This is a genomic window from Kitasatospora sp. NPDC059571 (assembly GCF_042735675.1).
Taxonomy (GTDB): Bacteria; Actinomycetota; Actinomycetes; order Streptomycetales; family Streptomycetaceae; genus Kitasatospora.
The window spans coordinates 1-13,302 of sequence record NZ_JBHWBW010000194.1 but is presented as its reverse complement, the minus strand read 5'-3'; the positions used below and the strand labels follow the sequence as shown (position 1 = coordinate 13,302).

General features: G+C 75.5%; 13 protein-coding genes. 12 read left to right on the top strand and 1 reads right to left on the bottom strand.

The window, feature by feature from the left end; all coding sequences use genetic code 11:
• From ACFV0G_RS21485 to ACFV0G_RS21475, 3 genes are all read left to right on the top strand, one after another.
• The coding region (locus ACFV0G_RS21485) for a hypothetical protein (protein WP_380550051.1) at positions 1 to 823 on the top strand (823 nt) is incomplete at its 5' end.
• Between the two features lie 170 nt (positions 824 to 993).
• Positions 994 to 1,986 (top strand): CHAP domain-containing protein, encoded by a 993-nt coding sequence (locus ACFV0G_RS21480; protein ID WP_380550048.1) that lies wholly within the window; start codon positions 994 to 996, stop codon positions 1,984 to 1,986.
• Between the two features lie 190 nt (positions 1,987 to 2,176).
• Positions 2,177 to 4,033: a BTAD domain-containing putative transcriptional regulator gene (locus tag ACFV0G_RS21475; RefSeq protein WP_380550045.1), complete on the top strand. Its 1,857-nt coding sequence runs from the start codon at positions 2,177 to 2,179 to the stop codon at positions 4,031 to 4,033.
• 41 nt (positions 4,034 to 4,074) lie between these two features.
• Here the strand turns inward: ACFV0G_RS21475 and ACFV0G_RS21470 are convergent, their stop codons facing one another.
• Complete coding sequence (locus ACFV0G_RS21470; RefSeq protein ID WP_380550057.1) at positions 4,075 to 4,506, bottom strand: Lrp/AsnC family transcriptional regulator; 432 nt, start codon at positions 4,504 to 4,506, stop codon at positions 4,075 to 4,077.
• Between the two features lie 154 nt (positions 4,507 to 4,660).
• Between ACFV0G_RS21470 and ACFV0G_RS21465 the strand changes: the two genes are divergently transcribed.
• The 9 genes from ACFV0G_RS21465 to ACFV0G_RS21425 all read left to right on the top strand — a co-directional run bounded on the left by ACFV0G_RS21465 (position 4,661) and on the right by ACFV0G_RS21425 (position 13,207).
• Entirely contained in the window at positions 4,661 to 5,548 is an 888-nt protein-coding gene (locus ACFV0G_RS21465) for a tryptophan 2,3-dioxygenase (RefSeq protein ID WP_380550042.1), read from the top strand.
• Positions 5,549 to 5,565: 17 nt separating this feature from the next.
• Positions 5,566 to 6,858 (top strand): kynureninase, encoded by a 1,293-nt coding sequence (kynU, locus tag ACFV0G_RS21460; protein WP_380550039.1) that lies wholly within the window; start codon positions 5,566 to 5,568, stop codon positions 6,856 to 6,858.
• Positions 6,855 to 8,186 carry an FAD-dependent oxidoreductase gene (locus ACFV0G_RS21455; RefSeq protein WP_380550036.1) on the top strand — a complete coding sequence of 444 codons (1,332 nt, stop codon included), beginning with the start codon at positions 6,855 to 6,857 and terminating at the stop codon, positions 8,184 to 8,186. Before kynU ends, ACFV0G_RS21455 begins: the two co-directional genes overlap by 4 nt.
• 71 nt (positions 8,187 to 8,257) lie before the next feature.
• A complete protein-coding gene (locus ACFV0G_RS21450) occupies positions 8,258 to 9,691 on the top strand; it encodes a 2-hydroxymuconic semialdehyde dehydrogenase (protein WP_380550054.1) in 1,434 nt (477 codons plus the stop codon).
• Between the two features lie 20 nt (positions 9,692 to 9,711).
• Entirely contained in the window at positions 9,712 to 10,500 is a 789-nt protein-coding gene (locus tag ACFV0G_RS21445; protein ID WP_380550034.1) for a 2-keto-4-pentenoate hydratase, read from the top strand.
• On the top strand, positions 10,493 to 10,924 hold the full coding sequence (locus ACFV0G_RS21440; RefSeq protein ID WP_380550031.1) for a RidA family protein: 432 nt from the start codon (positions 10,493 to 10,495) through the stop codon (positions 10,922 to 10,924). The genes ACFV0G_RS21445 and ACFV0G_RS21440 overlap by 8 nt, the downstream gene beginning before the upstream one ends.
• A gap of 2 nt (positions 10,925 to 10,926) precedes the next feature.
• The gene (locus ACFV0G_RS21435; RefSeq protein WP_380550028.1) at positions 10,927 to 11,454 is read left to right on the top strand and encodes a 3-hydroxyanthranilate 3,4-dioxygenase; all 528 of its coding nucleotides are present in this window, start codon (positions 10,927 to 10,929) and stop codon (positions 11,452 to 11,454) included.
• Entirely contained in the window at positions 11,451 to 12,455 is a 1,005-nt protein-coding gene (locus ACFV0G_RS21430) for an amidohydrolase family protein (protein ID WP_380550025.1), read from the top strand. The genes ACFV0G_RS21435 and ACFV0G_RS21430 overlap by 4 nt, the downstream gene beginning before the upstream one ends.
• 5 nt (positions 12,456 to 12,460) lie before the next feature.
• On the top strand, positions 12,461 to 13,207 hold the full coding sequence (locus ACFV0G_RS21425; protein ID WP_380550022.1) for an alpha/beta hydrolase: 747 nt from the start codon (positions 12,461 to 12,463) through the stop codon (positions 13,205 to 13,207).
• Positions 13,208 to 13,302 lie beyond the last annotated feature (95 nt).

Sequence of the window (13,302 nt, the reverse complement as noted above, 5' to 3'; positions counted from 1 at the left end):
CTCCGGGCCGCCCCGGTCCCTCCGGCCGCCCGGGCCCGGGGGGTCCGCGGCGGTCACGGTGGTGACCCTGGCCGCGGTGGTCGGGATCGTCGCGCTGCGGACCGCCGGGCCCAAGACGACGGGCTGCCCGCAGACGGGGGCGGCCGGGGCCTTCCACGGGACGACGTACAACGCCAACACCGTCGTCCGGGCCGGCGCCAACCTCGGCGCGCCTATCGTCATGCAGGCACCGCCGGGCTGCGCGCTCCAGTTCACCGGCTACTGCCTGGGCGACGTCGTCGTGGACATCACCTCCGGCACCCCCGACCTGCGCTGGTTCAAGGTCCGCGGGGGCGGTGTGGTCTCCTCCGGCGTGGTGCACGGCAACCCGCCCGCCGGCATGGCGCCCTCCGACTGCCAGGACTCGGTGCCCGCGCCGACGGCCGTCGCACTCTCGGTCGCGCGCCCGCCGGACATCCCGGACTCCGTCGAACTGCGGGCCGGCGGAAGGCAGGTGGCGATCGTCGGGTTCGCCGCGTACTTCGCCACCCCGGACGGGTCGGGGAAGGGCCCCGGCTGGCAGCAGATCGGGCTGAGCTCCAAGGCGGGGACGGCGTTCGCGGTCCCCTGGCGGTTCGGGCCGCTGCGCACGAGCCAGGCCGACGCGAGGGTCCCGGTGGTGGCCGTCGCCTGCCTCGGCGGGGGCGCCCCCACCGACGTGCTCGACGCGCAGAGCGTCCCGCTCGACCCGGCCGTCGCCGACGCGCCGTCGGCCGTCACACTCTCCCCGGGCGACCGGGTCAAGGCGGAGCGGGCCGCCTGCAAGTACCCGCAGATCGGCTGACGGTCCGTCGCCCGGCCGCGCGGGCACCGGCCCGCGCGGCCCGCCGCGCGACCGGGGCGATACGGCGGCCGCCGAGACTGGGCCGGCGGCGGGCCTCCCCGCGGACGGCGCCGCCGTCCGTCCGGCGCACGGTCCGCCGCCCCGTCCCGCACCCGCTCGGAGAGGCGACCGTGACCCCCACCAGACTCCTGCACCGGATATCCGGCCTGGCGGCCGCCGCCGCCCTGGCCCTCGGACTGCTGACCCTCGGCGGCGCCGAACCGGCCTCGGCCGCACCCCCCACCGGCACCGGCGCGGCCGCCCTGGCCGCCGCCAACGTGGCGAAGACCGCCGGCAGCTGCGCCGACACCCCCACCGTCAACAGCCTCGGCGGCAGCCAGTTCGAGCACAGCTGCTCGGGCGGCCCGTCCGGCGGACCCGAGTACTGGTGCGCCGACTTCGCCCTCTGGGTGTGGCGCAGCACCGGCTTCTACACCGGCGGCCTCGACGCCTCCGCCGCGAGCTTCCTGACCTACGGCCGGACCAACAACACCCTGCACACCGCGGCCGGGTACGCCCCGCAGCCCGGCGACGCGGTGGTGTACGGCAGCACCCTGGACGGCGCGATCCACCACGTCGGCATCGTCACCGCCGTCAACGCCGACGGCTCCGTCACCACCGCCAACGGCGACTGGGGCGGCGACCCGAACGCCACCACCATGGCCGGCTTCGCGGTCACCTCCCGGGTGGCGTCGCTCACCCTCCCCGCCGGGCAGACCGCGGTCGGCAGCGTGCCCTCCACCGTCGACCCGGCCGACGGCTACGTGATCGAGGGCTACACCACGCCGGCCGCCACCGGGCCGGCGAACCCGTACACCCCGACCCAGGTCTGCGGCGCCGGCTACGGCGTGATCGACAGCCACGACCTCGGCGGCGCCGCGGTGTATTTGCTCTACGACCCGGCCTCCGGCCGCAACTGCGTGGTGACCGAGGCCGCCGACCCCGCCGGACCGGTCGCCCTCGGCGCAGTGCTCACCGTCCAGGGCGGTTCGACCACGAGCGACCAGGGCAGCTACACCTACTACGCGGGGCCGGTCTCCGCCCCGGCCGCCGGCGCCTGCGTGCGGTGGGGCGGCACCTACCGGAACACGTCGTGGACGAGCGACTGGAGCCACTGCGGCTGAGCCCACCGTGCCCGACCTGCGGCGCGGACATCGAACAGACGTTGTACGGAGTTGATTGACCGGCGCCGGACACCGGCGCCGGACAATCCCCCGCCGGGTTGGATCGAGATCGGCGGGCCGGGCGGCTCGTACGGGGGTCGGGCCGCCCGTCCGCCGGATCCGGTTGTTCGGTCCACAGAGAGCGGGGCAGATGGAATTCGGGATCCTCGGGCCGCTGCAGATCCGGGACGACGCGGAGCTGCGCGTCGTCGCGGCGGCCAAGCAGCGCGTCCTGCTGGCGGCACTCCTGGTCCGCCGCGGCCAGGTCGTGCCGACGGAACTACTGGTCGACACCGTCTGGGACGCGTGTCCGCCGCCCAGCGCCGCGACCACGCTGCGCAACTACGTGATGCGGCTGCGCAAGGGCATGGGCCGGGCCGGGGAACGCATCGAGACCCGGGCCGGCGGCTATCTGGTCAACATCGAGCCGGGCGAGTTCGACGCGCACCGGTTCACCTCGCTGCGCCTGCTGGGCACCGAGGCGCTGCGGCAGGGGGCGGCCCGGCGGGCCGCGGACCTCTTCGACGAGGCGCTGGCGCTCTGGCGCGGGCCCGCCCTGGTGGACGTCGACTCGGACGCGCTGCGGCGGGCCGAGGGCGAGCGGCTCGCCGAGGCCAGGCTCGACGTACAGGAGTTCCGGCTGGAGGCGGAGCTGATGCTCGGCCGGCACGCCGCGGCCTTCGGGGAGCTCCGCGTGCTCACCGCCGCCCACCCCGAGCGGGAGCGCTTATGGGTGCAGCTGATGACGGCGCTGTACCGCAGTGGCCGGCAGTCCGAGGCGCTCGGCGTCTACCAGCAGGTCCGCCGGATCCTCGGCGAGGAGTTCGGCGTCGAGCCCGGCACCGAGCTGCGCTGCGTCCACCAGCGCATCCTGGCCTCCGACCCGGACCTCGAGGGCCCGGCCCCGACCGCCGAGGAGCGCTCCGCCGTCCGGCTGGCGGACCTGCCGCCCGTCCAGCTGCCGCCGGACCTGGCGGACTTCACCGGCCGCTGCGCCGAGACGGCCGACCTGCGATGTCGGCTGACCGCGCACGGCCGGCGGGCCCCCGCGGCCGCCGTCGTCTCCGGCGGCCCCGGCACCGGCAAGACCGCGCTGGCCGTCCACGCGGCGCACGCCGCCCGGCCCGACCACCCGGACGGCACCCTCTACGCCGACCTGCACGGCTCGCACCCCGACCCCGCGCCGCCCGGAGCGGTGCTGCGCGGCTTCCTGCTCGCCCTCGGCGCCGCACCGGAGGCCGTACCGGCCCGGCTGGACGAGCGCACCGCGCTCTACCGCACGATGCTGGCCGGGCGCCGGCTGCTGGTCGTCCTCGACGACGCCGCGGACAGCGCCCAGGTCCGGCCCCTGTTACCCGCCGACCCCGCCAACTCGGTGCTGGTCACCTGCCGGGGCCGGCTCGCCGACCTGGCCGGCGCCCACCGGGTGCACACCGCCGCGCTGCCGGACACCGACGCCCGGGCCCTCCTGGAGCACGCGGCCGGCCCGGACCGGGCGGCCGCAGACCCGCAGGCCACCGCCGCTCTGGTCCGTGCCTGCGAGGGCCTGCCGCTGGCGCTGCGGATCTGCGCAGCCCGGCTCACCGCCCGGCCGTCCCGGGGCATCCGCGACCTGGCCGACCGGCTCACCGACGACGGCCGGCTGCTGGACGAGCTGCACGCGGGCGACCTGGACGTCCGCCGCCGGCTCACCGCCGCCCACGACGCGCTGGACCCGGCGGCGGCCCGGGCGCTGCGGCTGCTCTCGCTGGCGGACGGCGCCACCGTCCGGGTCGCCACCGCGGCCCGCGTCCTCGACGAGTCGCCCGCCCATACCGAGGACCTGCTCGAACAGCTGGTCGACACCCACCTGCTCACCGACCACCGGCCGGGCGAGTACCGCTGGTCCCCACTGGTCCGCCCGGTCGCCCGCGAGCGGAGCCTGCTCCTGGACAGCGAGCCGGAGCGGCGCCGCGCCCTGGAGCGCGCGGCGCACCGCAGCGACCCGCTGGCCGCCGTGGCCTGCTGACCCGGGCCGGCCGGACCCGGGGCCGACCGGCACGCACCGCCTCAGGGCGGCGGTGCGGTCACCGGGCGCCAGCCCAGACTGGTCGAGAGGATCATGGTGCTGGACGGCGGCCCGTACTCGGCGAGCCGCTCGATCAACGCCTCGAAGGCCTGCATCGACGGGGCCTCGACCCGCAGGATGCTGCACACGTCGCCGGTCACCCGGTGGATCTCCCGGACCCCCGGCCAGCCGGCGACCTCCGGGTCGCGCATCACGCAGCGCGGCCCGTAGCAGGAGACCCGGACGAACGCGGCCACCGTCCAGCCCGCCCGGACGCCGTCGACCTGCGCGTGGTAGCCCGCGACCACCCCGGACTCCTCCAGCCGGCGCACCCGCTCGGCCACCGCCGGCGGGGACAGGTGGACCCGCCGGGACAGCTCGCTGAACGAGAGCCGGGCATCGTCCTGGAGCTCGCGGAGAATCGCCCAGTCCATGTCGTCCACGGGGGCACCTTTCGATCGCAAAGTGATCACGCCGAACGGGTTGCGGACCGACGGTCGGACGGCCCCGCCACCGTTGATCCAGTATTCCACCGGCCCCTCCTCCGGCGCCATCATGGCCGGGCCTGCAACAAGGAGGGTGATCACCATGGAAGAGACCGCCGTGAAACACGCGGTACGGCCGGCCACCGCCCGGGAGCGCGCCGATCGCGCCGCCGCCACCGGAGGGGTGCCGACCCTCGACTTCCAGGGCCTCGTGCCGTACGACGCGTACGTCCGCGCCTCCGACCTGCACCGGCTCCAGCACCCGCTGAGCGAGGACTCCGGCGAGATGTCCTTCCTGGTGATCAGCCAGGTGATGGAGCTGTACTTCGGCCTCGCCCGGCACGAGCTGACGGAGGTGCAGCGCCGGCTGCGCGCCGACGACGTGTGGGGCGCGCTGCTGCCGCTGCGCCGCACCGCTCTGCACCTGGAGGGGCTGACCGCCAGCTGGCAGACGCTGAGCTGGATGACCCCGGCCGACTTCAACCGGTTCCGCAACCTGCTCGGCGAGGGCTCCGGCTTCCAGTCCGCGATGTACCGGCGGCTGGAGTTCGCGCTCGGCCTGCGGACCGCCTCGCTGATCCGGCCGTTCCGCTCGCAGCCCGACGTGCACGCCGAGCTGACCGCCGCGCTCACCGTCCCCAGCCTCTGGGACGACGTGGTCGCGCTGCTCGCCCGCCGCGGCTTCGAGCTGCCGGACGACCTGCTGGCCCGCGACGTCGCCGAGGAGCACGAGGCCCACCCGGCCGTCGAGGCCGCCTGGGTGGAGATCTACCGCGACAACGGCCCCGACAACCACCTGCGGCTGCTCGGCGAGGCCCTCACCGAGGTCGCCGACCGCTTCGGCGACTGGCGCTACCGGCACCTGAACGCCGTCCGCCGCACGATGGGCGCCAAGCCGGGGAGCGGCGGGTCCAACGGTCTGGCCTGGCTCCAGCGCAGCATGGCCAGGGAGGTCTTCCCCGAGCTGTGGTCCGCCCGCACGTACATGTGAGAAGAGAGAGCCCTGCCGTGAGCACCCGACCCACCCTCCTCGACGAGGAGGAGGCCCGCCGGCTGGACGCCGCCGACCCGGGCCACCGCGAGCTGTTCCACATCCCGCCCGCGGACGGCGGCCGCCATGCCGAGGCCGCGTACTTCGCCGGCAACTCGCTCGGCCTCCAGCCCCGCGCCACCCGGGACGAGCTGCTGGCCGACCTCGCCGACTGGCAGCGCCTGGGCGTCGAGGGCCACCTGGAGGCCGGCCGGCCCTGGCTGCCGTACCACGAGCTGCTCACCGAGCCCGCGGCCCGCCTGGTCGGCGCCCGGCCGGAGGAGACCGTGGTGATGAACTCGCTGACGGTCAACCTGCACCTGCTGATGGTCTCGTTCTACCGCCCGGCCGGGCGGCGCACCCGGATCGTGATCGAGGACAGCGCCTTCCCGTCCGACAGCTACGCCGTGCGGAGCCAGGCCCGGTTCCACGGCCTCGACCCGGACACCGCCGTGGTGCGGCTGCGGCCCAGGCCCGGCGAGTCGGTACTGCGCACCGAGGACGTGCTGGCCTTCCTGGAGCGGGAGGGCGACACGGTGGCGCTGCTGCTGCTCGGCGGCGTCAACTACCTGACCGGCGAGCTGATGGACATCCCGGAGATCACCGCGGCCGGCCGGGACGCCGGCGCCGTGGTCGGCTGGGACCTCGCGCACGCCGCCGGCAACGTGCCGCTGCAGCTGCACGACTGGGGCGTGGACTTCGCCGCCTGGTGCTCCTACAAGTACCTCAACTCCGGACCTGGTGCGCTGGCCGGCGTCTTCGTCCACCGGCGGCACCTGGCCGACCGGACGCTGCCGCGCCTCGAGGGCTGGTGGAGCACCGAGCCCGCCACCCGCTTCCTGATGGCGCCCGTCTCCGCGCCGCCGGCCAGCGCGGACGCCTGGCAGGTCTCCAACCCGCCGATCTTCGCGATGGGCCCGGTCCGGACCTCGCTGGAGCTGTTCGACAAGGTCGGCATGGAGGCGCTGCGCGCCCGCAGCGTCCGGCTCACCGGCTACCTGGAGCGGCTGCTCGACGCGGTCACCCCGGGCCGGCCGCTGACCGTCGTCACCCCGCGCGACCCCGAGCGCCGCGGCTGCCAGCTGTCGCTGCGGATCGGCCGCGGCAGCGCCGCCGAACTCGCCCGCCGGCTGCGGCACGAGCACGGCGTGGTGACCGACGCCCGCGAGCCCGACATCGTGCGGCTCGCCCCCGTACCGCTCTACTCGACCTACCACGACTGCTGGCGGGCCGCCGACGCGCTGGCCCGGACCGTGGCGGAGGACGCATGAACGACGACGGCACGGTCGCGATCGTCGGCGCCGGCCTGACCGGCTGCCTGCTCGCCTGCTACCTGGCCCGGCGCGGCCACCGGGTGGTGCTCTACGAGCGCCGGCCCGACCCGCGGACCGGCACCCCCGAACGCGGCCGCTCGATCAACCTGGCGCTCTCCGAGCGCGGCCTGGACGCGCTGCGCCGGATCGGCCTGGAGGAGCGGGTGATGGCCGACGCGCTGCCGATGCGCGGCCGCATCATCCACCCGGTCGAGGGCGAGCCCGCCTTCCAGGCGTACAGCCACGACGGCGAGCGGGCGATCAACTCGATCAGCCGCGGCGCGCTGAACAACGCCCTGCTGGCCGCGGCGGAGGCCGCGCCGGGCGTCGAGGTCCGGTTCGAGCACCGGCTGACCGGGCTGGACGCCCGCTCCGGCGCGATGGTCTTCGACACGCCGGAGGGCGAGCTGAAGGCCGACGCGGCCGTGGTGCTCGGCGCCGACGGCGCCGGCTCGGCCGTCCGCGCCCGGCTGGTCGAGGCCGGGTACACCGAGGAGAACGCCGACCACCTCGACTACGGCTACAAGGAGCTGACCGTCCCGGCGGTGGACGGCGACTTCGCCCTCGACCCGGGCGCGCTGCACATCTGGCCGCGCGGCACCTCGATGATGATCGCGCTGCCCAACCCGGACCGCTCCTTCACCTGCACGATGTTCTGGCCGACCACTGGCCCGGGCAGCTTCGCCGCGCTGGACCACCCGCGGGCGATCGAGGAGCACTTCGCCGCGCACTACCCGGACGTGGTGCCGCTCGCCCCCGGGCTGGTCGACGACTACCGGCTCAACCCGGTCGGCCGGCTCGGCACCGTGCGCTGCGCGCCGTGGCAGGCCGAGGGCCGGGTGGCGCTGGTCGGCGACGCGGCGCACGCCATCGTGCCGTTCTACGGGCAGGGCGCCAACTGCGGTTTCGAGGACGTCGTCGAACTGGACCGCTGCCTCGCCGCGACCGGCGGCGACTGGGCGCCCGCGCTCGCCCGCTACCAGCGGCGGCGCAAGGCGAACGCCGACGCGATCGCCGAGATGGCGCTGGAGAACTTCGTGGAGATGCGCGACAAGGTCGCCTCCCCGCTGTTCCGCACCGTCAAGAGCGTGGAGCACGCGCTGGAGCGGGCCCTGCCCGGCCGGTACGTGTCCCGCTACGAGCTGGTCTCGTTCTCCACAGTGCCGTACGCGGAGGTGCAGCACCGGGTGCGGCGCCAGCAGCGGCTGCTCGCGGCCGGTGCCGCGGTGGTGCTGGCCGGCGCGGCGGCCGCCGCCGTCCGTCTGATCGGGAGGAAGAAGCGGTGAGCGAGCGACTGTGGCACCCCGGGCTGCTGGCCGGACGGCCGGACGGCGCCCCCGGGCTGCTCCGCAACTACGTGGGCGGGGAGTTCACCGGCTCGGCCCGGACCTTCGCCAAGACCAGCCCGGTCACCGGCGAGGTGCTGTTCGAGGTCGCCGAGGCCGACCGCGGCACCGTGGACGACGCGGTGTCCGCCGCCCGGGCCGCACTGCGCGGCCCGTGGGGCCGGATGGGCGAGCAGGAGCGCGCGGCGGTGCTGCGCCGGGTCGCCGACGAGCTGGAGCGCCGCGTCGACGACGTGACCGCGGCGGAGATCGGCGACACCGGCAAGCACGTCGCCCAGGCCAGGACCCTGGACGTGCCGCGCGGCGCGGCCAACTTCCGGGCCTTCGCCGACATCGCCTCCACCACGCCCACCGAGTCCTTCACCACCGCCACGGCCGGCGGCGGCCGGGCGCTCAACTACGCGGTGCGCAAGCCCGTCGGCGTGGTCGCGGTGATCGTGCCGTGGAACCTGCCGCTGCTGCTGCTCACCTGGAAGGTCGCCCCCGCGCTGGCCTGCGGCAACACGGTGATCGTGAAGCCGTCCGAGGAGACCCCCTCCTCGGCGACGCTGCTCGCCGAGGTGATGGCCGCGGCCGGGGTGCCCGACGGCGTGTTCAACGTGGTGCACGGCTTCGGCCCGGACTCCGCGGGCGAGTTCCTGACCCGGCACCCCGGGGTGGACGCGATCACCTTCACCGGCGAGTCGGCGACGGGCAGCGCGATCGCCAAGGCGGCCGCCGACGGGGTGAAGGCCGTCTCCTTCGAGCTCGGCGGCAAGAACGCCGGTCTGGTCTTCGCCGACGCCGACCTGGACGCCGCGGTGGAGGGATCGGTGCGCTCCTCCTTCACCAACGGCGGGCAGGTCTGCCTGTGCACCGAGCGGATCTACGTGCAGCGGCCCCTCTTCGAGGAGTTCGCCGAACGCCTCGCCAAGCGGGCCGGCGAGCTCGCGTTCGGCTGGCCGGCGGACGAGGCCACCGGGACGACGCCGCTGATCTCCCGTCAGCACCGGGAGAAGGTGCTCGGCCACTACGAGCTGGCGCGCGCCGAGGGCGCCGAGGTGCTGGCCGGCGGCGGGGTGCCGCACTTCGGCGACGCCCGGGACGGCGGCTGGTACGTCCAGCCGACGGTGTGGACGGGGCTGGGCCCCGACGCCCGCACCAACCGCGAGGAGGTGTTCGGCCCGGTCTGCCACATCGCCCCGTTCGACGACGAGGACGAGGCCTTCGCGCTCGCCAACGACAGCGCGTACGGGCTCGCCGCGACCGTGTGGACGCAGAACGTCGGCCGGGCCCACCGGGCCGGGGCCGCCCTGGACGCCGGCCTGGTCTGGGTGAACACCTGGTTCCTGCGCGACCTGCGCACCCCGTTCGGCGGGATGAAGGCCTCGGGGGTGGGCCGCGAGGGCGGCGTGCACTCCCTGGACTTCTACAGCGAACTCACCAACGTCTGCATCCAGCTCTGACCCGGAAAGGCACCCCGAACGTGACACTGGACAAGGAGCGGGCGGCCGAACTGGCCGCCCGGCTGGACGAGGCGGCCCGCTCCCGCACCGCGACCGCGCAGCTCGCCGCGGCGGCCGGGGCGGACACCGACGACGCGTACGCCGTCCAGGCCGCCCTGGTCGAGCGGCGGCTCGCCCGGGGCGAGCGCGCGGTCGGCCTCAAGATGGGTCTGACCAGCCACGCCAAGATGGCCCAGATGGGCGTGTCGGAGGTGATCTGGGGCCGGCTCACCGACGCCATGGACGTCCCGGACGGCGGCTCCGTCGACACCGCGGACTACATCCACCCCCGGGTCGAGCCGGAGGTGGCGTTCCTGATGGCCCGGGACGTCGAGCCGGGCGACGCCTTCGAGGACGCGGTGGCGGCGGTCGCCCCGGCGCTGGAGCTGATCGACTCCCGGTACGCCGACTTCCGCTTCTCGCTGCCGGACGTGATCGCCGACAACACCTCGGCGGCGGCCTTCACCGTCGGCCCGTGGCAGCCGCTGCCGGCCGGCCTCGCCGACCTGCCCGTCCGGCTGGAGATCGACGGCGAGACGGTGGAGAGCGGCTCGACCGCCGCGATCCTCGGCGACCCGCGGCGCGCCTTCGAGGAGGCGGTGCGCCTCGCCGACCGGTCCGGCGTACGGCTGCGCGAGGGCTGGGTGCTGCTGGCCGGCGCGGCCACCGCCGCGGTGCCGCTGCGGCCGGGGGCCGCCGTCCGGGCCGTCGTCGAGGGCCTGGGCACCGCCTCGCTGCACGCACTCCCCGAGGGGGCCGGCCGTGGCTGACGCCCGGGTGGTGGCGGGCAAGGCCGTGCCGCGCGGCCGGTTCCCGCACGTCAAGGTGGTCGGGCAGCTGGTCTTCGTCTCCGGGACGAGCAGCCGCCGCCCGGACAACACGATCGCCGGCGCCGAGGTGGACGCGCTGGGCACCACGGCGCTGGACATCCGGGTGCAGACCCGCGCCGTGATCGAGAACATCCGCGACCTGCTCCGCGAGGTCGGCGCCGACCTGTCCGACCTCGCACAGGTCACCGCCTACCTGGTGAACATGAACGACTTCGGCGGCTACAACGAGGTCTACGCCGAGTACTTCGACGAGACCGGCCCGACCCGCACCACGGTCGCCGTGCACCAGCTCCCGCACCCGCACCTCTTGATCGAGATCCAGGCCGTCGCCGTACTGCCGAGCCCCACCGGACAGGAGAGTTGACCATGAGCGAGATCACCGACCCGATCGGCTTCCCGGGCTGGATCGAGGCCAACCGGCACCTGCTGCGCCCCCCGGTGAACAACCGCCAGATGTTCCCGACCGGCTCGGACTTCATCGTCCAGGTGGTGGGCGGCCCGAACGCCCGCACCGACTTCCACGTCGACCCGTACGAGGAGTTCTTCTACCAGGTCAAGGGCGACATGCACGTCGACCTGATGACCGCCGACGGGCCGCGGACGGTGCACGTCCGGGAGGGCCAGATGTGGGTGCTGCCGGGGAACACCCCGCACTCCCCGCAGCGGCCCGACCCGGAGTCGATCGGCCTGGTGATCGAGCGGGTCCGCGAGGAGGGCACCCTGGAGAAGTTCCAGTGGTACTGCGGGGAGTGCCACGCGGTGGTGCACGAGGTGGAGCTCCAGGTCCGCGACATCGTCGCCGACCTGCCGCCGGTCTTCCAGGCGTTCTACGCCGACGAGAAGGCCCGCACCTGCGGTGCCTGCGGCGCGCTCCACCCGGGGAAGGCCGCGTGAGCGGCCCGGTCGTCGACGTCCACACCCACCTGGTGCCGCGCGGCTGGCCGGACCTCGGCGCGGCCTGCGGCGGCACCGGCTGGCCGTGGCTGCGGATCGACTCCGAGCGGCAGGCCATGATCATGGTCGGCGAGACGGAGTTCCGCCCGGTCGGCGCCGAGTGCTGGGACGCGGACGTCCGCCGCGCGGACATGGCCGCCGACGGGGTGGACGTCCAGGTGGTCTCCCCCACCCCGGTCTTCTTCGGCTACGAGCGGCCGGCCGACCAGGCCGCCAAGGTCGCCCGGATCTTCAACGACCTCACCCTGGAGGTCACCGCCGGCGGCGACGGCCGGCTGGTGCCGTTCTGCCAGGTCCCGCTGCAGGACCCGGACGCCGCCTGCGCGGAGCTCGACCGCTGCCTGGCGGCCGGCCACGCCGGGGTGGAGATCGGCAACCACGTCGGCGACCGCGACCTCGACGACGAGGGGATCGTCACCTTCCTCCAGCACTGCGCCGAGGTCGGCGCACCGGTCTTCGTGCACCCCTGGGACATGCCCGGCGGCCCGCGCCTGGACCGCTGGATGGCCCGCTGGCTGACCGGCATGCCCGCAGAGACCCACCTGTCGGTGCTGGCGATGATCCTCGGCGGGGTCTTCGACCGGGTTCCGGACACCCTGCGGCTGTGCTTCGCGCACGGCGGCGGCAGCTTCCCGTTCTGGCTGGGCCGGGCCGACAACGCCTGGCACCGGCGCGGCGACCTGGTGCGCGGCCGCTCCGAGCACCCGCCGAGCCACTACACCGACCGGTTCCTGGTGGACTCGGTGGTGTTCGAGCCGGCCGCGCTGCGCCTGCTGGTCGACGCGCTGGGCGAGGACCAGGTGGTGCTCGGCAGCGACTACCCGTACCCGCTGGGCGAGCGGCCGGTCGGCCGGGTGGTCAGGGAGGCGGACTTCCTGACGGACAAGCAGCGCGACAAGCTGCTGTCCGGCAACGCGCTGCGCTTCCTGGGTCGGGGGTGACGACCGTGGAGGACCGCTCGGTGCTGGAGCGCCCGGCCCCGGCCCCGGCGCTGACCGTCCGCTACGGCGACGGCCCGGAGCACCTCGCGGACGTCTGGCCGGGCGGCGCGGCCGCCGCGGACCGCCCGCTCGCGGTGATGGTGCACGGCGGCTTCTGGCGCCCGGAGTACGACCGGCTGCACACCCGGCCGCTGTGCGCGGCACTGGCGGCGGCCGGGTGGACGGCGGTGTCGGTGGAGTACCGGCGGCGCCCCGGGGACCCGGACGCCACCGTGCAGGACGTCGCCGCCGCACTGGCCGCGCTGCCGGTCGAGCTGGCCGGCCGGGTGCCGTTCGACGGGCGGACGGCGGTGCTCGGGCACTCCGCCGGCGGGCACCTGGCGCTCTGGGCCGCCGCGGCGGCCCCGGCCCCCGGCCTGGCCGGCACGGTGGCGCTGGCACCGGTCGCCGACCTCGCCCTGGCGCACCGGCTGGATCTGGACGGCGGCGCGGTCGCCGACTTCCTGGGCGGCGGACCGGAGGGCCGGGCCGATCTGGACCCGGTACGGCTCGCCGCACCGGCCGCGCCCGTGGTGCTGGTGCACGGCACCGCGGACGCCGTCGTGCCGCCGTCGCTGACCGAGTCGTACACCGCGGCGCACCCGGCGGCGCGGGCCGTCCCGGTGCCCGGCGCGGGCCACTTCGCGCTGATCGACCCGCTGAGCCCGGCCTGGACCGCGGTCCTCGCCGCGCTGGCCTCGCTCGACGGCTGAGGGCCGGGCGGCCGGAGGGAAACGGACCGGGCCCGCGGGGGGGGGGGGGGGCCCCCGCCGGCCCCGCGCCGGCGGCGCGGGGGGCGGGAGAGAAA

Coding starts and splice junctions, on each gene's coding strand:
- ACFV0G_RS21475 (WP_380550045.1), top strand. CDS start 2,177: ATGGAATTCGGGATCCTCGGGCCGCTGCAGATCCGGGACGACGCGGAG.
- ACFV0G_RS21435 (WP_380550028.1), top strand. CDS start 10,927: ATGAGCGAGATCACCGACCCGATCGGCTTCCCGGGCTGGATCGAGGCC.
- ACFV0G_RS21470 (WP_380550057.1), bottom strand. CDS start 4,506: ATGGACTGGGCGATTCTCCGCGAGCTCCAGGACGATGCCCGGCTCTCG.
- ACFV0G_RS21455 (WP_380550036.1), top strand. CDS start 6,855: ATGAACGACGACGGCACGGTCGCGATCGTCGGCGCCGGCCTGACCGGC.
- ACFV0G_RS21465 (WP_380550042.1), top strand. CDS start 4,661: ATGGAAGAGACCGCCGTGAAACACGCGGTACGGCCGGCCACCGCCCGG.